Genomic DNA, 22,123 nt, shown 5'->3' with positions numbered 1-22,123 from the left:
AGGCTGATTCCGTAACGGTTAAAGTATCTTCCCTCAGCGCCGTTAAGCTTTTCAGTGGCGGCTATAAGATGATGCCGAAGCCAAAATTGACCCGCAGTGATTTGAGGTGGTGTATGTTAAGTTTGATTACCGGTAATGATTTTTTGAATCGACTGGCAGATGCCTCGGTCGGAAAACATCTGTTTGCGCCCGGTTCGGAGGACGCTTCTCCGGGAAGGTCGCAGCCTGCCGGCTATGCAGATGATCTTGACGACACCCGTTTCGTGGCTTCGGATGTTCAGGTCGAAAGGTCTTTTCAGTACAGCGAAAGCATGAGCCTGCAACTGACCACCAAAGAGGGGGATCAGGTCACAGTCGACTTTCGACAGTTGTACGCCTCTTACCAATCCTTTAAAGAGATGCTGTATGCAGAATCCCGCTATGCCGAGGAGCAGCCGCAGGGAAATGCGTTCTATAAATCTCTGGAAACCATGCAGTCAATGGCGTTTGAAGAACGATTTGCGTTCAGTATTCAAGGGGAATTGGATCTGGACGAGTTGAAAGCGGTTTTCGAGGTCTTCGATCAGGTTGATGCTATAGCCAATCAGTTTTACGGTGGCAATCTGGAGCAGGCGCTGCAGTCTGCACAAACATTGAAAATGGATTTCGGTCAGTTGCAGAGCATGCAACTGAACTTAACGCAGTCAGTCAGTTACAGCTCGTTACAGCAACAGGCTGCGATAGCAGAATACGGTGCGGTACAGGATGTGAATCACTCTGTGAACGGCGTCAGTAAGTTTTCGTCGCTGGAACAGCTTCCCGAATATTATCAAAAGTGGCAGTTGGCTCTGGAAACGCTGAATGAGTGGTTTGAGGATGCCTCGAAAACCTGGGTGCAATTGACGGCTAAAGTGGCTGCGCAACGCTTTCCTGATCAGGGTAGCGAGCAGATGTGGTTGGCGCGTATGGAAAGTTTTCATCGTCAGCTGGACGGGTTTAATGTGCCGATGGCAACTCTGCGTGCAGCTTCCTGAAATACGACGATAAAAAGTGCGAGATTCTTCTGAAAACAACTAAAGTTTGGCGTTTTTCGGACGTTAAATAAAGATAGAGGTAATCAATAGAATTTTGCGGCTTTTGCCAAAAAGGTAACGCTAAGGTTTTGTTAGAAATTACCCATTTCATTCTTTTCTGAAGGATGAAACTGCAAAAAGGAGAACAGCCGGTCGGGTGGATAACGCCCAACCGGCTTTTTTATTTTTGCGGCTCAAGCTTTACTGCCGTAATCGCGCGCGCCGAACAGGTCGGTCCCGATGCGAATCCAGGTGGCGCCTTCCATAATTGCCGCCTCCAGATCGCCGGACATCCCCATGGATAAAGTATCCAGACGGGCATCCGGAAATTTTTTCTGTAGGGCGTCCAGAAGAATTTTCAACCGGCGGAAGACCGCTCTTTGTCCTGCAAAATCGCTGCGGATCATCGGGATCGCCATCAGGCCGCGCAATTCGATATGCGGCATTTGCAGAACTTCGCTCACGGCATCTTCAATGTCATGTTCATTGAATCCCGCTTTGCTGGATTCGTCGTCAAGATTGATTTCCAGAAGAATTTTCAACGCGGCGGAGTTTGGCGGGCGTTGTTCGCTCAGACGACGAGCAATTTTCAGGCGATCAACGCTGTGTACCCAAGCGAAGTTTTCGGCAATCGGTCGGGTTTTATTGGATTGAATCGGTCCGATGAAGTGCCACTCAAGATCCGGAGCTTGCGCAATTTTGTCGAGTGCTTCCTGAAGATAGTTTTCTCCGAAAGCCTGCTGTCCGATAGCGGCCAGGCTGAGTACGTCTTCCAGCGGCTTGGTTTTGCTGACGGCCAGCAGTTGCACGGATTCTCTCGGGCGTTCCGCTTTGTGGCAGGCTTCCTCGATTCGCTGCTCAACTTTTTGGAAATTCTCTTGTAGCTGTTGCTGGCGTTGCGGCGTTGCTTGCGGCAGGCTCATTGTAGAATCCTTTGTGTCCGTGAAAAACTAAATTGTAGCGGATTCAACGCGCGTTTGTTTGACTTGAAAACCGGGCCGGCAGAGAAACCTTAACTTCGCTCAACTTCGCCGGTAACAGCTGCGGTAAGCCTCTTTCATGGGCGTATACTGAGTCTTAGATAATGGATTTTCGGTAAAAGTTGAGGTGCGCGTATGAAGAAAGTCATTTCCAGTGAAAATAACTACCCCTACAGCGAAAAAATCAAACGCGACGAATATGAAGAGCTCAAGCGACTGTTGCAGATTGAGCTTTTAAAATTACAGCGTTGGGTCAAGGAGAATGACGAACGTATCGTGATGTTGTTCGAAGGTCGTGACGCGGCCGGAAAAGGTGGGACGATCAAAAGAGTCATGGAACACCTTAATCCGCGTGGTGCCAGAGTGGTTGCACTTGATAAACCCAATGAGAAAGAGAAAGGGCAGTGGTATTTTCAGCGTTACATCGAAGAATTGCCGACCTGCGGAGAGATTGTCCTCTTCGACCGTTCCTGGTACAACCGCGCCGGAGTGGAGCGAGTGATGGGGTTCTGCACACCGCCGCAATATAATCAGTTTATGCATCAGACACCGGAGTTTGAGCGCATGCTGGTCAGTGACGGTATCCGTTTAATGAAATTCTGGTTTTCGGTCGGTCGTAAAGAGCAGTTGCGTCGTTTTAACGCTCGTAAAACAGACCCTTTGAAGCAGTGGAAGCTCAGTCCGATGGATTTGGCGTCACTGGATCGTTGGGATGAATACACCAAAGCCAAAGAAGACATGTTTTTTTATACCAATACGCTGCATGCCCCATGGACGGTCGTCAAGTCGAACGACAAGAAACGCGCCCGCCTGGAAACCATGCGCTTTATATTGAGTCAGATTCCCTATGAGGGAAAAGACGAAGAGGTTGTTGCTCAAGTAGATCCGCTGATTGTCAGCAGCGGCGAAGATATTTTTGAAGAAGACTGAGTGAAGATAGGGGAAAGCGCATGAAAATTTCACAACACGCCTATGAAGTCGTCAAAGGGTTTAAAAACAGCCTGAGTGACGAGCAGTTGCAAGTTATTCAAGAAGAAAATTTCGAGGAACTGCAGATTCTCGTTGAGGCTGCGATCGGCTCGACCGCGTCGCGCGTTCTGCATGATGTGGCTAAAGAGATGGAAGCCTTGGCGAAAAAGACCCGTCATTCAGCGGCTTCAATCGAAAAAGTCGAAAACTGATTGTTCCTTTTGGGATAAATTCATTTTGTTTTATAAAAGTATCTACCGATAAAAGTATTTTGCGGCCGAATTGCGTGCTTTTCAGTCCGAAAATCCTGTTTATTCCCATGATAAAAGTAGGTAATATGTGATAAATACTTATTTTTATTAAGGGAATTTAATGATTAAAGAGCGCTATAGGAAGGAGGGTGGCTTGCTTCTCCTGACCGCTTTCGGAGGATTGGTATTCTGGGGTTGGATTATCTGGAAACCGCTGGGGAAAATAATGCAAGGCGATAATTCCCTTATTCATACTCTGATGCAGATAGCCGCTCTTGGTTTAAGCAGTCTGCTGTTTTTAGCAGTGCTGTATGTATTTGCTTTAGTCGGGCTGCGGCTTATTAAGAGTTAGTTGCCCGGTTCATCGCTTGGCTTATTCGAGCTTTTGAAGCTGATTAATGTCAGCTTCTCTCCCAGCCCCTTGACGAGTCCGCGGCATTCGCGAACCGTTGAGTCGCCGGCTGAGAGGTACAGCAACCAACTTTCCCCATCTTTTTTTAAGCTCTCCCGCATTTGTTCCAGCCAGTAATTCAGCATTTCCGTGAGTGTCATCTGCGCACATCCGGCAATAAAGCTTTCCGAGCTCAATCGGTTGGCGACTTTCCAGTCTTCCAGCAGTGCGCTGGCTCCGATCGCTTCGGGTGGAGTGGACTCGACCATAAAGCGTGCCGGTTTGACCGCAAACGGGAATCCCTGCTGTGCATGCAATAGCGCCAAGGTCGCGCCGACAGCGTTTTGACGTTGTCTGGCTAAAGGGAAGAGAGCCGCCATGGAGAGGTTTTCGCCGAGTAACAGGACGTTTTGTTCCGAAGCGGGTAGCGGGAAGGGTCTCAAGTGAATTACAAGGTATTCAGCCCCGAAAGCATCGCTATCGAAGCCCTCGGGTTTGTTGTCCTGAGTCAGGAACTGCAGTCGGATACGGTTGTTTTGCACCTGCTGAGAGAAAAGTTCAAGCTGAAGTTGCGGCATAAAGCTGAAAGTCGCTTGTATGCCGCTTAAGTTTTCCGCAAGATTCGGGTAATCAGCGGCTTCGCATTCAACTGTCAGCAGGGAAAAGCCATTTAACTGTTCCTGCCAATCGACGCTGCGAATGGCTAGGTCAATGGTGTTCTCTGTCATCGTGTTACAGTTCGATATTTTTATATACCGGTCTGCCCTGGAAGAAGGTCTGTTCGACTTTGCCGATAAACTCCCAGCCGACAAACGGCGAGTTTTTACCTTCGCTGACGATCTTGTCTTCTTCAAAAGTCCAGATCGCTTCCGGATCGATAATCACCAGATCGGCCGGGCGGCCGTTTTCCAAAGAGCCGGTCGGGATGTTTAAAATGCTGGCAGGGGTGTGGGTGACCGCTTTCAGTGCAGTATCCAGATCCAGCTGGTTTTCCTGAACCAGTTTCAAAACCAGTGGCAGCAGAGTTTCCAGACCGATCATTCCAGGCTTGCTCTCTCCGAATGGCAGTAGTTTGTCATCACGGTGCAACGGGGTGTGATCACTGACAATCGCATCGATAACACCGGATTTAACGCCGGCTAACAGAGCGTCACGATCTTTGAGGCTGCGCAGCGGCGGAGAAACATGGAACAGACTGTTAAAGCCGAGAACGTCCATTTCCGAAAGCAGTAACTGGTGGATGGCAACGTCGCAGGTGACTGGCAATCCACGTTTTTTCGCCTCGGCGATCATCTCGACCGAGCGCGCGCAAGAGAGCTGTGAAAAGTGTGCACGGATTCCGGCTTCTTCCACGAGTATCAGATCGCGCGCCAAAGCCGTCGTTTCGGCGGACGGTGAAATTGCCGGTAGACCGAGTCGAGAACTGACCGGCCCGTCATGCGCCACACCATTGTTTTTCAGGTCCTGATCTTCGCAACGCAGCATAATAACCGTATCCAACGAGGCGGTATATTCGAGTGCATTTTTCAGCGTCAGAGCGCTCTGTACCGGTTGATTGGCCTGGCTTAGTGCAACACAGCCGCCTTCAACCAGTGAATAGATCCCGCTGAGAAGTTTGCCTTCGAGTCCTTGGGTCAGGGCGCCGATTGGCATGACGTAGGCGGTTGCAGCCTGACGGGCGCGACGTTGAATCAGTTCGGTGACCGCTTGCGAGTCGTTAACCGGGCTGGTATCCGGCGGGCAGCAAATGGTGGTAACGCCGCCGGCTACAGCCGCTCGGGTTTCGCTGGCGATCGAACCGGCATAGCTGCTGCCGGGTTCGCCAAGGCGTGCCTGCAGGTCAACCAGCCCGGGAATGATCCATTTTCCGCTTGCGTCAATGGTTTGGTCCGCAGTGAATCCATCAGGAGCCTCATCGGCAATTTCGACAATTCGTCCACGTGACAGAAAAATGCTGGTGATTTTATCCAGATTTTGGCTCGGGTCGATTACGCGCGCATTCAGAATAGCGAGTCTCATCGGGCTCCCTCCACTTCGGCTTCACTCTCTAAGTTGAATTCTCTTTCCTGCTGTTCTGCTTGCTGTTGCGCCAGCTGAGCGGCGTTGCTCATAATGATCGACATCACAGCCATGCGAACGGCGATTCCGTAGGTAACCTGTTCGAGAATTACCGATTGCGCACCGTCGGCGACGGCCGAGTCGATTTCCACTCCGCGGTTGATTGGGCCGGGGTGCATGACAATGGCATCCGGTTTGGCTAAAGCAAGACGTTTTTCCGTCAGACCGTAGCGTTTGAAAAATTCTTTTTCACTTGGGATCAGAGCGCTTTTCATGCGTTCGTTCTGCAGACGCACCATAATGACGACATCAACGTCCTGCAAGCCTTCCTCGATATCGTGATAGACATGCACGCCAAGCGCTTCCGGATTTTCCGGCAGCAGGGTTTTCGGTCCGATTACACGGATTTCGCGAGCTTCCAGAATACTCAGCGCCTGAATTTGCGAGCGTACTACACGCGAATGCAGAATGTCGCCGATAATGGCGACCTTAAGATCGAAGATATCGCCTTTCTTTTTACGGATAGTGAACATATCCAGCAACGCCTGAGTCGGATGGGCGTGCTGGCCGTCACCGGCGTTCAGGACGTGGACATGCGGGGCGACGTGCTGGGCAAAGAAATGCGCCGCGCCGCTTTCTGCGTGACGGATAACAAACATATCCGCCTGCATCGCCTGCAGATTCCATAAAGTATCCAGCAGAGATTCACCTTTTTTGGTGGCCGAGGTTTGGATATCCAGGCTCTCGATGTCCGCTGACAATCGCTTTTCAGCGATTTCGAAGGTGGTGCGTGTGCGCGTACTCGGCTCGAAGAACAGATTCATTATGCTCTTGCCGCGCAGCAGCGGTACTTTTTTGATCTTATTGCTGTTTGGATCGATAAAGGATTCCGCTGTATCGAGGATCTCCAGCAGATGCTGCTGTTTTAATCCTTCCAAAGTGAGCAGGTGTTTCAGTTTTCCCTGCTCGTTTAACTGAATATTCGGAGCGGTCAAGCGTGCTTTCATGCAGATACCTCAGCTGGCTCGGAAATCATAACTTTAAGGGGTTCTGGGCCGGTAAGTTTTAGTGTCTGTTCGCATTTAAGCGGCATACCGACAATATCCGCCTGTAAAGGAAGTTCACGACATCCTTTACGATCCAGAAGGGTAACCAGAGTGACACTGGCAGGGCGACCGAAATCGAAAATCTCATTCAGCGCCGAGCGTATGGTACGCCCGGTAAAGAGGACGTCGTCAACCAGAATCAGATGCTGATCTTCGACATCCCATGGAATGTGCGACGGTTTGATCGTTGGGTTCAGGCCGATTTTCGAAAAGTCGTCGCGGTAGAAGGAGATGTCGATCACACCCAGTTCGTCTGTCAGTTCGAGCTGTTGATGCAGGGATTGTGCAATCCATTCTCCGCCGGTGCGGATTCCGATCATTTTGGCGCCCGGGTGTTTTTTCAGAAGGGGCTTCAGCTCTGCGGTCATTTTATCGATCAGGGCGTTGACGTCGATATCCAGTTCTTGCATGACAGTACTCTTAAATTATGAATTTGACGGAACCGTCTGTTGTAGCCAGTTCTCTAGAATGATTTGTGCCGCATGATCATCGATATGCGATGATTTACGCTGTTTTTTGGCGCCGTGGCGCTGCTCCGCTTCGATCGAACTCAACTGCTCTTCGATAAAGAAAACCGGTTTGCCGTAGCGGCCGCTCAGGCGTTGCCCGAATTTCCGTGCCGGCTGAGTCAGAGGCTGTTCGCTGCCGTCCAGGCGCATAGGCAATCCGACCACAATCGCGGCTGGCTGCCATTTTTCGAAAAGCTCCGTGATCCGATCCCAATCCGGTTTGCCATCCCTGCTGTCGACAATGGTTTCCGGAGAGGCGGTTTGCGTAATGGTTTGTCCTATCGCGACGCCGATCCGGCGCAATCCGAAATCAAAACCGATGACATTGCCTTCAATCGTTTTCTTAGGCATGGCCAGCCTCGCTGCTCAAAAATTCCGGAGAGATACCGAGCGTCCCTAAAGCGATTTCCCAGCGCTGTTCGACCGGAGTTTCAAACAGCAGACTCTGGTTATAGGGGATTGTCAGCCAGCTGTTTTCCTGCAACTCTTCGGCCAGCTGCCCCGGCTCCCAGCCGGCAAAGCCGAGACAAACCAGGAAGTTATCCGGCGCTTCGCCATCGCCGACGGCCTGTAGAAAATCGTCGGAAACGGTCATTGCCAATCCGTCTCTGAGCGGCATGGAACTTTTCCAGCTTCCGGCGGGCTGGTGCAGAATAAAACCTCTTTCAACATCCACTGGGCCGCCCAGCAACACCTGTTCATCCAAGTGTGGATTGCGTTCGTTGTAATGGTAGTGGAAATGTTCCAGAAGCGTGCGAATGTCCAGCTGATGGCCTAGATTAATGGTCAGTCCCATAGTGCCATGCTCGTTATCTTCGACAATATAGATCACCGATTTTTCAAACCAGCTATTGTCTAGAGAAGGCATGGCAACCAGAAAATGGTGTTCGAGAGAGTGCATCTGATTCATAAGCGAATTATAACAGTTTGGCGCGTTTTTCCATCGCTTTTGTTTGCTCGATTTGACCAGAATAATCAACGCATAACGCGTACTCGATTTGCATCTGTTCAGCGATGTGACGCCATTGTTGCGGCCCGGCAATCAGCAGGGCGGTAGCGGCTGCATCCGCGGTCGTTGCATCCGGGTGAATTACGGTCACCGAAGCGAAACCTGTCGCCGGATAACCGGTGTTGGGGTTTAGGATGTGCGAATAGCGCTGACCTTGCCATTCGAAGAAGCGCTGATAAGTACCGGAGGTGACAACGCTCTCTTCCCCGTAAAGTGCCAGAGAGGCGATCGGTTCGGCCGGGATGCGCGGATTGCTGATCGCGACTTTCCATGGTTGATTGCCGGGCTTTATCCCCAGTGCCTTCATGTCGCCGCCGATGCTGACCAGAGCGTGCTCAATGCCTGCTCTCTGCAGACTTTGTAAAGCCATGTCGAGAGCGAGGCCTTTGGCATTGCCGCCGAAATCAAGTTGTACCTGAGGGTTGTGGCTATACAGTCGGCGACCGATAAAGTACAAATCTTTAATCGACGGACGTTCCGCCAGCCAGTTACGGATTGCGCCGTCATCCGGCGGCGGGCCTTGCCATTGTTCAGAATGAAATCCCCATAAGGCGATAAGCTTGCCGATAGCGGGGTCGAACAGATAATCGCTGGCTTCGCTGAGCTGTTGTGATTTAAGAATGAAGGTTTTTACCGATTCGGCGACTTCAATCGGCTGTTTGCGGGTTATAGCGTCGTTGATGCGACTGACGATCCCGCCTCGCTCCCAGGCGTGCCATTCATGGTGAAATTTTTGAAAGTCGCGATTGATTCTGGCGATTGCTTCATTTACCGCATATTTGTCCGGATGGTAGATTTTGATATCCACTTCCGTTCCGAAGATAAGAATCTGGCTCTCATAAGCTGACTCGCTTCGGGAGCAGCCGCTAAAAGAGAAAGCAAAGCCTGCGGCTGCCGCCATTTTAAACAGGTGGCGGCGTTTTAACGTCGGGGCTGGTTTCGCAGCGCGACTCATTGCGCCTCTTTGTTTAATTGCTGCTCCAGAGCGTCGAAAAGCGTGCCGGCGATATTCAATCCGAATTGTGCATCCAACTCTCGAATACAGGTCGGACTGGTGACATTGATTTCGGTAATGTAATCACCGATGACATCAAGGCCAACAAAATACAGCCCTTTTGCCTGCAGTGTCGGCTTGATCTGTTCGCAAAGCCAGCGCTCGCGATCGGTAATCGGCATGCCTACGCCGGAACCTCCGGCGGCGATATTGCCGCGTGTTTCGCCTTCCTGCGGAATACGCGCCAGCGTATAGTCGATCGGCTCACCGTTTATCAGTAGAACCCGTTTATCGCCCTGCTTGATTTCCGGTAGAAAGATCTGCGCCATAATGTGATGTTTACCGTGATCGGTCATGGTCTCAATAATGACGCTCAGGTTCGGGTCACCGGCTTTAACGCGAAAGATCGAAGCGCCGCCCATGGCATCCAGCGGTTTGAAAATGGTATCTTGGTGTTCGAGCACGAAAGCGCGCAGTTTGTCCGGGTCGGCACTGACCAGCGTTTGCGGGATGCAGTGCGGAAACCAGCTGGCAAACAGTTTTTCATTGGCGTCACGCAGACTTTGCGGCTTGTTTACCACCAAAGCGCCTTGCGCTTCGGCCTGCTCCAGAATATGGGTGCTGTACAGATAGTCGTTATTGAACGGCGGGTCCTGACGGATAAGAATGATATCCAACTCGCCGAGCGGCAATTCCTGAGAAGCTCCGAAGCCGTAATACTGCTCGTTTTTTTCGCGATCCCATACCTTGAGCAGACTGGTGGTCGCAAAAGGCTGACCGTTCTTCAGATACAGATCTTCCGGTTGCATATAATGCAGCTCGTAACCGCGTCGCTGTGCTTCAAGCAGCATGGCAAAAGAACTGTCCTTATAGGGTTTGATCCCTTCGATCGGGTCCATGACAATACCAAGTCGGATCATTTTCCTGTCCCTTACTGAATTTCCAAAGGCGGAAGATCGCCTTTGGCATCGGCGATTTCGCGGGCGGCTGCCAGTAGCGCAAGCCGGGCAATAACGCCGTATGCGTAGAAGCGGTTAGGCGCCGAGTCCGGCTGCTGCGTCTCGTCCGGCATAATGCCCGGTTCGGCATAAGATAGAGGCTGGAAATGCATGCCCGGGGAGTTCAGGTTATCGGTCGCTTCTTTTCCGGTGTGAACGCGGTAGAAACTGCCGACGACCTGATTACCGATCATATAAACCACCGGCTCGGCAACGGCTCCGTCGATCTCTTCGTAGGTGTAAACGCCTTCCTGAACCAGCATCTGCTCGACATGCAGTCCCTCTTTGACCGAGGACATTTTATTGCGCTGTTTTCGGTTCAAGCTCAGGATGTCTTCCGAGCTCTGTACCGACATGATCGCCATGCCGTAGGTTCCGCTGTCGGATTTAACGATAGCAAATGGTTTGCAGCCGATATTGTGGGTGTCGTAGTACTGCTGAGTGTCGGCAAGTACTTTATTGACCGTTTCGGCCAAATCTTCCAAGCCGCTGCGCTCTTTGAAATTCACCGGACCGCATTGAACAGAGGTCGGGGTGATCAGCCAAGGATCGATCTTGACGATCTTGGCAAAGGCTTCGGTGACTTCCGAATAATGCTGGAAGTGGTGTGTCTTATAGCGGCTGGCCCAGCCAAGATCCAGAGGCGGCAACAGTGTTTGTTCGATGTTTTCGAGAATTGCCGGACGGCCGCCTGACAGGTCGTTGTTAAGCAGTACCGCGCAAGGGAAAAAGTCGTCCACGCCTACCTGATTGTCTTTGCGCACCAAAGGTTTCAGTGTCAGTGTATTGCCCGATGGCAGTTCGATAATCATCGGGGCATCAAGGCCTTCCATCAGTGAACCGATCTGCACTTCGTAACCGGCTGTCTCAATGATGGTTTTCAGAGAAAACAGGTTTTCCAGATAGAAAGTGTTGCGTGTATGGTTTTCCGGAATAATCAGAACGCCATCCGCGATCGGACAGATCTGCGTAATGGTGCTCTGTGCTGCGTGTACGGCCAGAGAGCGGATTTCAGGATGCAGGTTGTTAAAGCCGGCCGGGAAGAGGTTGGTATCGACCGGTGCCAGCTTGTAACCGGCATTGCGCAGGTCCACTGATGCATAAAAAGGCGCCGGCGTCTGTTTGAACTGCTTGCGTAGCCAGGCTTCAATCTCCTGGCTCTGGGCGAGTAGGTGGCTTTCCAGTTCAAGTAGCGGACCCGTTAGGGCGGTTTGCAAATGGGGAACGACGGTAGTTGCTGGCATGGTTTCTCTCTTTTATTCGCCTTCGGGGGCGCATTGGCTGAGGCGAAGTTAGCAAAATTGGGAATTTAAGTATTATAACGAATTCGAAGAAGGCATAAAGCCGGCAGATGATGGCGTAATAATGAATCTTATCAGGCTGCGCTTATTCCGCGAGGATTCCGAATACTTCATTGTCTGAGGGGTGCCGGCTGATAGAGTCAAACAGAACCAGCACGAGGTTATATATCCCCCCAGAGGCTTTGCGCGATTGCCAACATAGCCGGTCCGGCCGTTTCAGTACGTAATACTCGTGGACCAAGCCGTGTCGCGGCAAATCCGTTCTGAACTGCAAGCGCGACTTCCTCGTCGCTTAGACCGCCTTCCGGACCGACCAGAATGTGCAAGGGCGTATCGGGGGTCGGAGCGGCCAGTTGTTTCAGGGTTTGTTCGGCGTAAGGATCGCAAACAATTCCTTGCAGCTCCGAGGCTTCGGCAAAAAAATCTTTCAGGCTAGTGATCGGCAAAATCTCCGGCACAAAAGCACGCCCGGACTGTTCGCAGGCATTGATTGCAATGCTCTGCCACTGGCTGCGGCGTTTTTCCAGCTTGTCGCCCTTAAGTTTGACTTCACAGCGTTCGGTAAAGAGCGGCAGAATCGCTGTAACGCCGAGTTCGACCGCTTTCTGAATGCTGTAATCCATCCGGTCGCCACGGGAAATTCCCTGCAACAGAACGCTGTTCAAAGGCGATTCGTTGTGCGCGCAATGGATCTCTTCAAGGATGACGTTTGCTTCCCGACGCCCGATAACCTCGAGCTTTGCCCGGGCGATATTACCTTGGCCGTCAAACAGCTCCAGAGGGTGACCGTCTTTCAGGCGCAGTACCGTCAGAGCATAATGCGCCTGTTCGCGACTCAGAGACAGAGTCGCCCCTTGAGCGAAATCGGCCGGAAGATAGAGGCGAGGGATACGCATCGTTTAATCAGGCGTTTTTCAAGGTCAGGGCTTGAGCAATATCCAGCGTTGGCTGGGTACTGTTCATGCTGTAGAAGTGCAATCCCGGAGCGCCGGCATCCAACAGTTTCTGACACAGTTCGGTGACAACGTCACGGGCAAAGGCTTTCATGCCTTCTTTATCGTCTTCGTCGAAGGATTCCAGACGGCATTTCAACCAGCGCGGTACTTCTGCTCCGCAACCTTGCGAGAAACGGATCAGGTTCTCGTAGTTGGTGATTGGCATAATACCCGGAATGATCGGCAGGTCGATTCCGTTCTTCTCGCAGTTATCGATGAAGTAGCGGTAGCTGTCGAAGTTGTAGAAATACTGGGTAATGGCTGAATCGGCACCTTGTTCGACTTTATGTTTGAACCATTTGATGCCGATATCGCAATTGCGTGCCTGCGGATGGGTTTCCGGATACGCGGCCACTTCCAGATGGAAAGTGTCGCCTTTGCGTTCACGGATAAACGCGATCAGATCGCTGGCATATTTGAATTCGCCCGGGTCCATCATGCCTGATGGCAGGTCGCCGCGCAGCGCCACTATGCGTTTGACGCCCATGGCTTCATACTCGTCAAGTAATTCAAGAACGCTCTCTTGCGATGCGCCGATACAGGTCAGGTGCGGGGCGGCTTCAAATTCGGTCTGAGTCTGAATGTAACGAACCGTTTCCAGGGTTTTTTCCTGAGTCGTTCCGCCGGCGCCGTATGTGACCGACATATACTCCGGTTGCATGGCGCCGACCTCGGTAATGACGGTTTTCAGTTTTTCCATCCCCTGTTCGGTTCTGGGTGGAAAGAACTCAAGGCTTAATTTTTGTGCATATTTCTTTTGCGATTGCATTGGATAATTCCTTTGCTTAATTTCACCACCAAGACACGACATTACGGAAGATAAAATGTTGTCTTGGTGTTTTGTAATTTAATTACAGCCCGGCTTCGGCGCGCAGAAGCTCCGCTTTGTCGGTTTTTTCCCAGCTGAATTCCGGCAGCTCGCGACCGAAGTGTCCGTAGGATGCGGTCTTCTGGTAGATCGGGCGATACAGATCCAGCATGCTGATCAGGCCTTTCGGACGTAGATCGAAGTGCTCGCGAACCAGTTTTTCAATAAGGGTTATATCGACTTTCTCGGTTCCGAAAGTTTCAATGCTGATCGAAGTCGGTTCAGCGACGCCGATCGCATAGGATACCTGGATCTCGCACTTGTCGGCCAAGCCGGCAGCTACGATGTTTTTCGCCACATAACGGCCGGCGTAGGCCGCAGAACGGTCGACTTTAGATGGATCTTTACCGGAGAAGGCTCCACCGCCGTGGCGTGCCATACCGCCGTAAGTATCGACAATGATCTTACGGCCGGTCAGACCGGCATCGCCCACCGGGCCGCCGATAACAAAACGGCCGGTCGGGTTAATATGGTATTGGGTCTCTTTGTGTAGCCACTCGTTCGGCAGAACCGGTTTGATAATCTCTTCCATTACCGCTTCTTGCAGGTCTTTCTGGGCGATTTCAGGGTTGTGCTGTGTGGAAAGTACGACCGCATCAATGGCTACCGGTTGACCGTCCTGATAACGCAGGGTTACCTGGCTTTTGGCATCCGGGCGTAGCCAGCTCAGCTGGCCGGATTTGCGAACATATGCCTGACGTTCCATTAAACGGTGGGCATAGTAGATCGGAGCCGGCATCAATACATCGGTTTCGTTGGATGCGTAGCCGAACATCAGTCCCTGGTCACCGGCACCTTGTTCGTGCTCGTTGGTTTCGTCGACACCCATGGCGATTTCTGGAGACTGTTTACCGATTGAGGAAAGCACCGCACAGGTGTCACCGTCAAATCCCAGATCGCCGTGGTTATAACCGATATCGTTAACGACTTTACGAACCAGCTCTTCCTGGTCAACCCACGCTTCCGTAGTGATTTCACCACCCAGAATGACCATGCCGGTTTTGACAAAGGTTTCACAGGCGACGCGCGCACGCGGATCCTGTTCCAGAATGGCGTCCAGCATGGCGTCCGAAATCTGGTCTGCGATTTTATCTGGATGTCCTTCCGATACGGATTCGGAAGTGAATACGGTAAATTTGCTCATAAGAGTTCCTCGAAAACAGAGATATTTAAACAGTTGAAAACGAGGTACGGAAAATCGACGGGAAATTCAGAGAGTACTCGGAAAACCTGAAATTGCGTTTTCTCGAGGGCTCGAAGGCTCCTCGCTTTAGCCGTACTTATTAATGCGCCCGCAAGCTGATGATCAAATCGGCGCTAAATTTTCGCAGATTATCGCATTTTTTTAATTTCCTAGCAAACGGTAAAGGAAATTTTAAACACGTTTTTCGGCAAAGACCTGTTCAATGGGTTTCGGTTTGTCGAAGTGATACCCCTGCCCATAGTGAATTCCGGTCTCTCTAAGCCAGTCGCTGATCTCCTGCGTTTCGACGAACTCGGCGACCGACTGGATTTGCATGATTTCACTGATGTCGCGGATCGTGCGCACCATGGCGGCATCCACCGGATCATTCAAGACGTCGCGGATAAAGTCGCCGTCGATTTTGACAAAGTCAATCGGCAGGTTTTTCAGCCAGGTAAAGGAGGCAAAGCCGGATCCGAAATCGTCTAACGCCAGTTTGCAGCCGAATTCCTTGACCGTATGCAGGAAATCGATGGTGTTGTTCATCTGGCTGATGGCGACCGTTTCAGTGATTTCGAAACAGATTTTATGATTATTGCCGATGTTGTTCTCCAGCAAAGCGAGGAGTTCGTCGGTGAAGTTCTGTTGACCCAGAGACTGGCCGGAGATATTGATGTTCAGCAGTTCTATTTTGGCAGCATATTGTTTAAGCCATTTGATGGCTTTCTCGGCGATATACAGATCCAACTGGCTCATCAGATCAAAGCGCTCTGCGGCGGGCAGGAAGTGGTTTGGCGTAATGATCTCTCCATCCTCATCACGCATACGTACCAGAATTTCATAATGGGCTTCGCCGTATTGTTCGGGGGATTGCAAGTTGGTGATTTTCTGCGCATACAGCAGGAATTGCTGGTTATCCAAACCGTGTTTGATACGGTTGACCCAGTCGATAATGTGCTGATCCTGAGCCAGGGAGTTGTCGTTTTCCTGATAGACTTCAATACGATTACGCCCTTTGTCCTTGGCTAGATAACAAGCAATGTCGGCTCGCGAAAGAATAGTGGTTTTACTCAGATTGCCGTGAATTGCGGCAATCCCGATACTGCAGCCTACCTGAAAGCTTTTCCCTTCCCAGAAAAGCCGGTGGCTGGCGATACTGCGGCGCAGTTCCTCGGCGAGAAGAATAGCGCTGTCGGTATCACATTCGCTCATCAGTACGGCAAACTCGTCCCCGCCAAGACGGGAGAGGAAACCTCGACTCTGGATAGTCTGTTCCAGAATCATTGCCAGTTGTTTAAGCAGCAGGTCGCCGGCAGTGTGTCCTACGGTGTCGTTGATGATTTTAAATTGATCCAGATCCAGATAGAGCAGGCTCTGTTTGCTGTGCTTGTCCGATTCGCTCAGTTGAATCAGTCTTTCCAGTTCACTTTCGAAAGCGGAACGGTTATAGAGTTCGGTTAGGGTGTCATGAGTGGCCTGCCAGCTGAGGCGTTGCTGCAGGGAGCGTTCTTCGGTGGCGTCATGGAAAACCATGATGGCGCCGATAATATGGCCGTCGCGATCGATGATCGGTGCCGCCGAGTCGACCAGTGAGATAGTGTCGCCCAGACGGTTGATCAGAATGGTTTCTTTGGAGATGCCGACGACTTTGTTGTATTCCAGCGCGCGGAGTGCCGGATTGTTAACGGGTTTTTTGGTGCTTTCGTTAAAGAGTTGCATCACTTCGATAATCGGTTTGTTTAAAGCGTCTTCTCGTTCCCAGGCGGTAACCTGTTCGGCGGCTGGGTTCATATAGCCGATATTGCCGTTTTCATCAATGACGACAACCGCGTCGCCGATGGATTTTAAGGTGATTTCGGCCCGTTCTTTCTCTTCAAAAAGGGCGTTTTCGTTTTTCTCCAATTGCTGCAGCATGGAGGCGAAGTTTTTGGCCAATACGCTTAACTCGTCTATACCTTGCGTGTTGATCGGCAGATTTCGTTCGCCGTCGCGAATGCGTTTGGTCGTATCGATCAGGCGGTAGATCCTGCGTGTCAGATTGTGCCCCATAAGCCAGGCCATTACGGTGCCTGAAAGGATGGCGATCAAAGTGTAGAACAAGCCTTCACGAGTAATGAATTCAATGCTGTTGGTGGTGTTCAGGCGGCTTAGCTGAACCCGTGCCCAGCCCAGTTGTGTTTCTTCTTTCCAGATCGGAATCGCGACATCCACGGCGTTGTCATCGTCGAAGTAGGTGTGGACGCTTTTTTTCATATTGAAAGGGTCGTGTTTCGGCAGTTCCAGAAATCGACCGATACTGGTTTCGTGATGTTGCGGGCTGCGGTTGTTGTGATAAGCGAGAATTTTCCCTTCGGTGTTTATCAGCATCACGAAGTTAATATTGGCCTGTTGTGCCTGAGCGTCAGTGATTTCAGCCAGTCCCGCAAGGTCATTGGACAGCATCCAGGGGACGCTGTTGGTTGCCAGTGTCTTGGCGATGCCGATGGCCGTCCCCCGTGTTTCTTTTTCCAGAAAGGTCATCTGGCGCTGTACCAAGTCAAAAATAAACAGGGTCATCAGCACGGCGTGGATTAATGCAATGCTTAAAATCAGTTTGTTTTTTATGGATTTAATCTGTAACGGCATCAAAGGATTGGTTTCTTTTATGGTTATTCTTCTTCTGGAATGCGGATTTTTTGCCGGAAGTTTTCAAGGAAATCTTTCACCGGTTGATAAGTGGCATTGTCCGCAACCTCGAATCTTGAAAGGTAGATGGTCTGTAAAATTTCCCTGCCCCTCGGGGTAGTGTGCATTTCGCTCAGCAGTCGCTGTACCTGGGTGACAAGTCGTTGCGGAACATCATTGCGCGCAATGAGTCCGTTGTTCGGCAGAGGATCCGTCTGCCATTTGACCTCAAGTTTTTCTTTCAGTTCAGGATTTTCTTGCGCCAGCAGTTCCCACGGAGGCGGCCAGGTTGCGCCGGCATCACTTTCTCCGTGCAGGACATTCATAATAGATGATTCCTGAGACCCGACATAGATATTGTTTGCATCGGTTTTGATATTCAGGCCATGCTGATACAGATAGTACTGCGGCATCATGGTCGCGGCAAGGGCTGTCGGAGCCGGGTAACTGATGGTTTTGCCTTTCAGATCGGTTACCTTTCGAATGCCGCTGTCTTTTCTGACGAGAATGATACCGCGGAAATTGTGGTCATCGCCCATTTTGGCAAACACTCTGTAGTGCCCGGATTCGATTGCAGTTACCGTCTGATAGGGGTTAGGTAAAGCAAATTCGACCGAAGCGTCGGCCAGTTTCTGGTCGTAGCTGGAATAGTCGCGCGAGGCTTCGAGTCGAAAGCGCGCTTCCGGAATATAGGCGTTTAAATATTCCATTAACGGATTGAAAAGTTCGAATAGCCTTGATGGATTATGCAAAGGGTGAACGGCGAAGGCGTACTCCGTCTGTTTCAGACTTGGGGAGTCGAGCACTTTTGGTTCATAATCCTGGGGCGAGTAATCGTTTTTTTGACAACCGTGCAGTCCGAACAGGGAGGCGAAAGTCGTCATTAGAAATGAACGCCTGCTTGCGCAATGCTTGAATCGCATGAATCAAAAGGCCTGGGTTGAGTGATAATCAAAAATTATAGCAAAACCTTATAAAATTAAGGGGTTGTTTAATTATTCCGACTCAATAATTATTGAAACTTAATATTTGATTTTGTTTGAAAAATAAGGAAAATAGACGCCTTTTCTAAATTTAGGGTGATATCGATGTCACAACAAACAGCTCCCCTTGTTGGTGTGATTATGGGCTCTAAGTCCGATTGGCCGACAATGCAACATTCCGTTGAAATGCTGGAACTTTTTGGCGTTCCGCATGAAGTTAAAGTGGTGTCGGCACACCGTACGCCGGATTTGATGTTTGAATATGCAGAGCAGGCGCAAGAGCGCGGTCTGCAGGTGATTATTGCCGGTGCCGGCGGTGCGGCGCACCTTCCGGGAATGGTCGCGGCGAAAACGGTTGTGCCGGTGCTCGGCGTGCCGGTGAAATCGCGCGCCTTGAACGGTAACGATTCTTTGCTATCTATCGTACAGATGCCGGGCGGAATTCCGGTGGGAACCTTGGCAATCGGTGAAGCCGGTGCGAAGAATGCCGGTATTCTGGCGGCACAGATTGTCGGAAACCAGTATCCTGAAGTACGCGAGGCGGTTAACCGTTTCCGCACTGAACAGACGGAGACTGTTCTGGCTAATCCGGATCCTCGAGTAGAGTAATAAATGCCGGACAAGAGCATCTTGCGCTTGCGATGCTCTGCGCGCCCCGATTGCCGTCGGACGCCGTTGATATAAAGTGCTTTTGAAAGTAACCGTAGCGGGTGCATTTTGCTAAAATGCACGCCTACGGTTTTTTATTTGGAGTGACTCATGACCCCGATCAGCAAGAAAGTAGGTGTTTTAGGTGCCGGTCAGCTGGGCCGGATGTTGGCTTTGGCCGGCTATCCACTGGCGCAGAAATTCGCCTTTTATGGCGTAAGTGAAGACGAACCGTCGGCTCTGTTGGGCCATATGCATATGCATTCGGACGAAGCGGATAACCTGAAGCAGTTGGTCGATTTTGCCGATGTTATTACTTATGAGAGCGAGAATACCGACGTTGAGATGGTGCGCGAGATCGCCAAGACAACGCCGGTCTATCCGGGAGAGAAGTCACTTTATGTCTCGCAGCATCGCGGGCGAGAAAAAAATCTGCTTACCGATCTGGGGATTCCGTGCGCACCTTTTGAAGTGGTCGACTCTTTGGAAAGTTTGCATAATGCTGTGAAAAAAATCGGCCTGCCAGCGGTTTTGAAAACTACGACCGAAGGCTATGACGGCAAGGGTCAGGCGGTTTTGAAAAGCGAAGACCAGGTTGAGAAGGCCTGGCAGCAATTGGGCGAGCGCGAACTGATTCTGGAAGGCTTCGTCGATTTTGCCCGTGAACTGTCAATTATTGCGGTACGCAATGCGCATAACGAGCATGTCTACTATCCGTTGATGCAGAATGTGCATCACGAAGGCATTTTACGCTACACAATTGCGCCGGCACGTCAAATCAGCGAAGACGTACAGAAGCAGGCGGAAGAGTATATGCATAAGCTGCTGGATGAGTTGGATCATGTCGGGGTGCTGACACTGGAGCTTTTTGAGACCGAAGACGGGCTGGTTGCCAATGAAATGGCGCCGCGAGTGCATAACTCCGGGCACTGGACGATTGAAGGTGCGGAAACTAGTCAGTTCGAGAATCATGTGCGCGCGATTTGTGGTCTGCCTCTCGGGTCGACTCAGCCTAAACAGCCATTGGCCGCCATGGTGAACATTATCGGTGAAACCGGTCCGGTTGAAGAAGTTTTGAAAATGCCGAAGGCGCATCTGCATCTATACGACAAGGCGGAAAGAGCCGGGCGTAAGCTGGGGCATATCAACCTGATGGCGGAGAACGAAGACGAGTTGTATCAGATGATGCAGCAGTTGAACGCATTTCTTCCGAAATAGAGGGGAATCGTTCAGTCAAGCAGCTTGCCGATCGACTCGAGCATTCTGCTTGGGGTGACGCCGGCGAGACCAAACGTCTCGGCTGCCCGGTCACCCGCATTGGCGTGCAGATAGACACCCAGACAAGCCGCCGCAAAAGAATCCGTACTCTGTGCCGCAAGGGCGCAGATAATTCCGCTTAACAGGTCGCCCATTCCTCCAACCGCCATTCCCGGATTGCCGTCCGGACAGAGTTCCATTTGTTTGCCGTCGAAGATCAAACTGCCGTTGCCTTTTAAAACGATGATGCCGCCGTATTTTTGCTGCAGTTGGCGAATAGCATGCCCCCGATCATTTTGAATATCTTCTACGGAGCAATTTAACAGGCGGGCTGCTTCTCCGGGGTGAGGGGTCAAAATCCATTCGTTATGGCCTTGTTGCAAATTTTTGCGGATAGCGGCAATTTCCGGATCGTCTTTTTGCGCCAGAAGGTTCAGTGCGTCGGCATCCAGGATCAGAGTTTTGTCGTATGCATTTTCGATAAGCTGCTGCAGGCTTTGCCGCGCCCAGTCATTCTGACCAAGGCCGGGTCCGATCGCGATTGCGCCGGCTTTTGCGATTAAGGTTTTGAGATCGCTGTTATCCGGAGCGTGGCATTGTACTTCCGGGATGTCTCGGAGATAGCCGCTGTGCGGGCTATAGATGTGAACCAGTCCGGCTCCGCAATGCAGGCTGCCGGAGGCGGCTATTTGCAGGGCGCCTTCCATTTGGCTGTTGCCTCCGATCAGAAGATCTACTCCGGCACGCCCTTTGTGGTGCGTGCTGTCGGGTTTGGGCATTCTATCGCGCCAGTAGCGAAGACCATGCATGCCGATACTGTCGGACAGATTTTGTCGGTAAGCGTCATCAGGCAGGCCAAGGTCGAAAAGGTGGATTTGCCCGCAATGGTCTTTGCCATGCAGAGTGAATTGGCCTGTCTTATAGGTAATAAAGCTGCAGGTGTGCTGTGCCTTAATGGCGGCGCCGAGAATTCGACCGCTGTTGCTGTCCAGGCCGCTTGGCGTATCCAGAGCAATGATAGGAAATTCTTTGGCGTTGATCGCATGAATAAGGGTTTGCAGTTCAGCGCTCAAAGGACGATCCAGTCCTGTTCCGAACAGGGCGTCTACGATCAGTCGCTCTTTGTCATGGTTTGCTGCTGAGGGGTATTTTGAGAGGGGTTGAACCGGGATGCCGAGAGCCAGGGCTTCTTTAAATGTTGTCAGGGCGTCATTCTGGATTTTCTGCGTATCGCCCAGCAGCCAGATACTGACCTCTTTGCCTTGAAGTCGAGCGAACTGAGCCAAGGCGAATCCGTCGCCGCCGTTATTACCCGTGCCGCATAGAATGTCGAATTTGTCGATTGCGGGATAAAAATTCTGCGTTGTCTGGAAAGCGTGCCAGGCGGCACGTTTCATTAATAGAATGCCGGGCATGTCTAATGTTCGAATCGCAAAGCGATCGAGCTGACGACTCTGTTGCGCGGAGAATAAATGGGTATGGCTTAGGTTCTGCTGAGGTTCCATTTTATTCTCCCTGGACGATAGCTGTCTTTTGCGTTATCTCTGCGCCTTGACGGTAAAACGGCGATAAAGAATGTCGCCACCTTGCAGGCTTATCAGCCATGCCATCAATGCGCCGCCGCTGTTGGCGAGCATGTCTTTTATATCGAATTCACGACCGTAATGAGGTTGGATGAATTCGATCAGGATGCCGAATAATATGATTGCCAGCAGGATGATCCAGCGTCTGTTGGCTGCGTAAGCCTGAGCAAACCAGATCATCAGCGCAAAGTAGGCGATAAAGTGATACGCCTTATCAATATTACTCACTTTGATCGTGGGAATATAGGGCGTTAATACGGAAAGGTAAAAAACGCCGGCGATCAATCCCCAGCCGGTTATCAGCCATAAGCGTCGCATTTGTGT

General features: G+C 51.1%; 23 protein-coding genes. 6 read left to right on the top strand and 17 right to left on the bottom strand.

From position 1 onward, the window contains the following. Positions 1 to 113 precede the first annotated feature (113 nt). On the top strand, positions 114 to 1,013 hold the full coding sequence (locus J3999_RS05190) for a hypothetical protein (RefSeq protein ID WP_208126886.1): 900 nt from the start codon (positions 114 to 116) through the stop codon (positions 1,011 to 1,013). Between the two features lie 233 nt (positions 1,014 to 1,246). Here the strand turns inward: J3999_RS05190 and J3999_RS05185 are convergent, their stop codons facing one another. Further along, entirely contained in the window at positions 1,247 to 1,975 is a 729-nt protein-coding gene (locus J3999_RS05185; RefSeq protein ID WP_208126885.1) for a YggS family pyridoxal phosphate-dependent enzyme, read from the bottom strand. Positions 1,976 to 2,167: 192 nt separating this feature from the next. On the opposite strand from J3999_RS05185, the gene ppk2 reads away from it, so the two are divergent. The 3 genes from ppk2 to J3999_RS05170 all read left to right on the top strand — a co-directional run bounded on the left by ppk2 (position 2,168) and on the right by J3999_RS05170 (position 3,604). Further along, positions 2,168 to 2,962, top strand: a complete 795-nt coding sequence (gene ppk2 / locus J3999_RS05180; RefSeq protein WP_208126884.1) for a polyphosphate kinase 2 — start codon at positions 2,168 to 2,170, stop codon at positions 2,960 to 2,962. 20 nt (positions 2,963 to 2,982) lie between these two features. Then, positions 2,983 to 3,213, top strand: coding sequence for a hypothetical protein (locus J3999_RS05175; protein ID WP_208126883.1), 231 nt, complete (start codon positions 2,983 to 2,985; stop codon positions 3,211 to 3,213). 160 nt (positions 3,214 to 3,373) lie between these two features. Further along, positions 3,374 to 3,604, top strand: a complete 231-nt coding sequence (locus J3999_RS05170) for a hypothetical protein (RefSeq protein ID WP_208126882.1) — start codon at positions 3,374 to 3,376, stop codon at positions 3,602 to 3,604. Here the strand turns inward: J3999_RS05170 and J3999_RS05165 are convergent. The 14 genes from J3999_RS05165 to J3999_RS05100 all read right to left on the bottom strand — a co-directional run bounded on the left by J3999_RS05165 (position 3,601) and on the right by J3999_RS05100 (position 18,212). Then, positions 3,601 to 4,371: a hypothetical protein gene (locus tag J3999_RS05165; protein WP_208126881.1), complete on the bottom strand. Its 771-nt coding sequence runs from the start codon at positions 4,369 to 4,371 to the stop codon at positions 3,601 to 3,603. The two genes, J3999_RS05170 and J3999_RS05165, sit on opposite strands and share 4 nt — an antisense overlap. Before the next feature lie 4 nt (positions 4,372 to 4,375). Further along, positions 4,376 to 5,662, bottom strand: a complete 1,287-nt coding sequence (locus J3999_RS05160; protein WP_208126880.1) for a dihydroorotase — start codon at positions 5,660 to 5,662, stop codon at positions 4,376 to 4,378. Beyond that, positions 5,659 to 6,708 carry an aspartate carbamoyltransferase catalytic subunit gene (locus J3999_RS05155; protein ID WP_208126879.1) on the bottom strand — a complete coding sequence of 350 codons (1,050 nt, stop codon included), beginning with the start codon at positions 6,706 to 6,708 and terminating at the stop codon, positions 5,659 to 5,661. Before J3999_RS05155 ends, J3999_RS05160 begins: the two co-directional genes overlap by 4 nt. After that, positions 6,705 to 7,217, bottom strand: coding sequence for a bifunctional pyr operon transcriptional regulator/uracil phosphoribosyltransferase PyrR (gene pyrR, locus J3999_RS05150; protein WP_208126878.1), 513 nt, complete (start codon positions 7,215 to 7,217; stop codon positions 6,705 to 6,707). Before pyrR ends, J3999_RS05155 begins: the two co-directional genes overlap by 4 nt. A gap of 15 nt (positions 7,218 to 7,232) precedes the next feature. Next, on the bottom strand, positions 7,233 to 7,667 hold the full coding sequence (ruvX, locus tag J3999_RS05145) for a Holliday junction resolvase RuvX (protein ID WP_208126877.1): 435 nt from the start codon (positions 7,665 to 7,667) through the stop codon (positions 7,233 to 7,235). Beyond that, on the bottom strand, positions 7,660 to 8,226 hold the full coding sequence (locus J3999_RS05140; protein WP_173284109.1) for a YqgE/AlgH family protein: 567 nt from the start codon (positions 8,224 to 8,226) through the stop codon (positions 7,660 to 7,662). The genes ruvX and J3999_RS05140 overlap by 8 nt, the downstream gene beginning before the upstream one ends. A 7-nt stretch (positions 8,227 to 8,233) precedes the next feature. Continuing rightward, on the bottom strand, positions 8,234 to 9,280 hold the full coding sequence (locus tag J3999_RS05135; protein ID WP_243755316.1) for an FAD:protein FMN transferase: 1,047 nt from the start codon (positions 9,278 to 9,280) through the stop codon (positions 8,234 to 8,236). After that, positions 9,277 to 10,239, bottom strand: a complete 963-nt coding sequence (gene gshB / locus J3999_RS05130) for a glutathione synthase (protein ID WP_208126876.1) — start codon at positions 10,237 to 10,239, stop codon at positions 9,277 to 9,279. The genes J3999_RS05135 and gshB overlap by 4 nt, the downstream gene beginning before the upstream one ends. Positions 10,240 to 10,250: 11 nt before the next feature. Next, complete coding sequence (gshA, locus tag J3999_RS05125; RefSeq protein ID WP_208126875.1) at positions 10,251 to 11,561, bottom strand: glutamate--cysteine ligase; 1,311 nt, start codon at positions 11,559 to 11,561, stop codon at positions 10,251 to 10,253. Between the two features lie 218 nt (positions 11,562 to 11,779). Further along, complete coding sequence (locus J3999_RS05120) at positions 11,780 to 12,514, bottom strand: 16S rRNA (uracil(1498)-N(3))-methyltransferase (protein ID WP_208126874.1); 735 nt, start codon at positions 12,512 to 12,514, stop codon at positions 11,780 to 11,782. Between the two features lie 7 nt (positions 12,515 to 12,521). Then, positions 12,522 to 13,382: a methylenetetrahydrofolate reductase [NAD(P)H] gene (gene metF / locus J3999_RS05115; RefSeq protein ID WP_208126873.1), complete on the bottom strand. Its 861-nt coding sequence runs from the start codon at positions 13,380 to 13,382 to the stop codon at positions 12,522 to 12,524. A gap of 82 nt (positions 13,383 to 13,464) precedes the next feature. Further along, positions 13,465 to 14,625 (bottom strand): methionine adenosyltransferase, encoded by a 1,161-nt coding sequence (gene metK / locus J3999_RS05110; RefSeq protein WP_208126872.1) that lies wholly within the window; start codon positions 14,623 to 14,625, stop codon positions 13,465 to 13,467. A 231-nt stretch (positions 14,626 to 14,856) separates the two neighbouring features. Next, positions 14,857 to 17,289, bottom strand: a complete 2,433-nt coding sequence (locus tag J3999_RS05105) for an EAL domain-containing protein (protein WP_208126871.1) — start codon at positions 17,287 to 17,289, stop codon at positions 14,857 to 14,859. A 23-nt stretch (positions 17,290 to 17,312) separates the two neighbouring features. Further along, entirely contained in the window at positions 17,313 to 18,212 is a 900-nt protein-coding gene (locus tag J3999_RS05100; RefSeq protein ID WP_208126870.1) for a phosphate/phosphite/phosphonate ABC transporter substrate-binding protein, read from the bottom strand. A gap of 204 nt (positions 18,213 to 18,416) precedes the next feature. On the opposite strand from J3999_RS05100, the gene purE reads away from it, so the two are divergent. Next, positions 18,417 to 18,920 carry a 5-(carboxyamino)imidazole ribonucleotide mutase gene (gene purE, locus J3999_RS05095; RefSeq protein ID WP_208126869.1) on the top strand — a complete coding sequence of 168 codons (504 nt, stop codon included), beginning with the start codon at positions 18,417 to 18,419 and terminating at the stop codon, positions 18,918 to 18,920. A 150-nt stretch (positions 18,921 to 19,070) separates the two neighbouring features. After that, entirely contained in the window at positions 19,071 to 20,177 is a 1,107-nt protein-coding gene (locus J3999_RS05090; RefSeq protein WP_208126868.1) for a 5-(carboxyamino)imidazole ribonucleotide synthase, read from the top strand. Positions 20,178 to 20,188: 11 nt separating this feature from the next. Here the strand turns inward: J3999_RS05090 and J3999_RS05085 are convergent, their stop codons facing one another. Beyond that, positions 20,189 to 21,721, bottom strand: coding sequence for an NAD(P)H-hydrate dehydratase (locus tag J3999_RS05085; RefSeq protein WP_208126867.1), 1,533 nt, complete (start codon positions 21,719 to 21,721; stop codon positions 20,189 to 20,191). 33 nt (positions 21,722 to 21,754) lie between these two features. Beyond that, a complete protein-coding gene (locus J3999_RS05080; protein ID WP_208126866.1) occupies positions 21,755 to 22,117 on the bottom strand; it encodes a VanZ family protein in 363 nt (120 codons plus the stop codon). Positions 22,118 to 22,123: the final 6 nt, after the last annotated feature.

This window comes from Thiomicrorhabdus sp. 6S3-12, assembly GCF_017571475.1.
GTDB lineage: Bacteria > Pseudomonadota > Gammaproteobacteria > Thiomicrospirales > Thiomicrospiraceae > Thiomicrorhabdus.
This window is presented reverse-complemented; position numbering and strand designations above follow the sequence as displayed.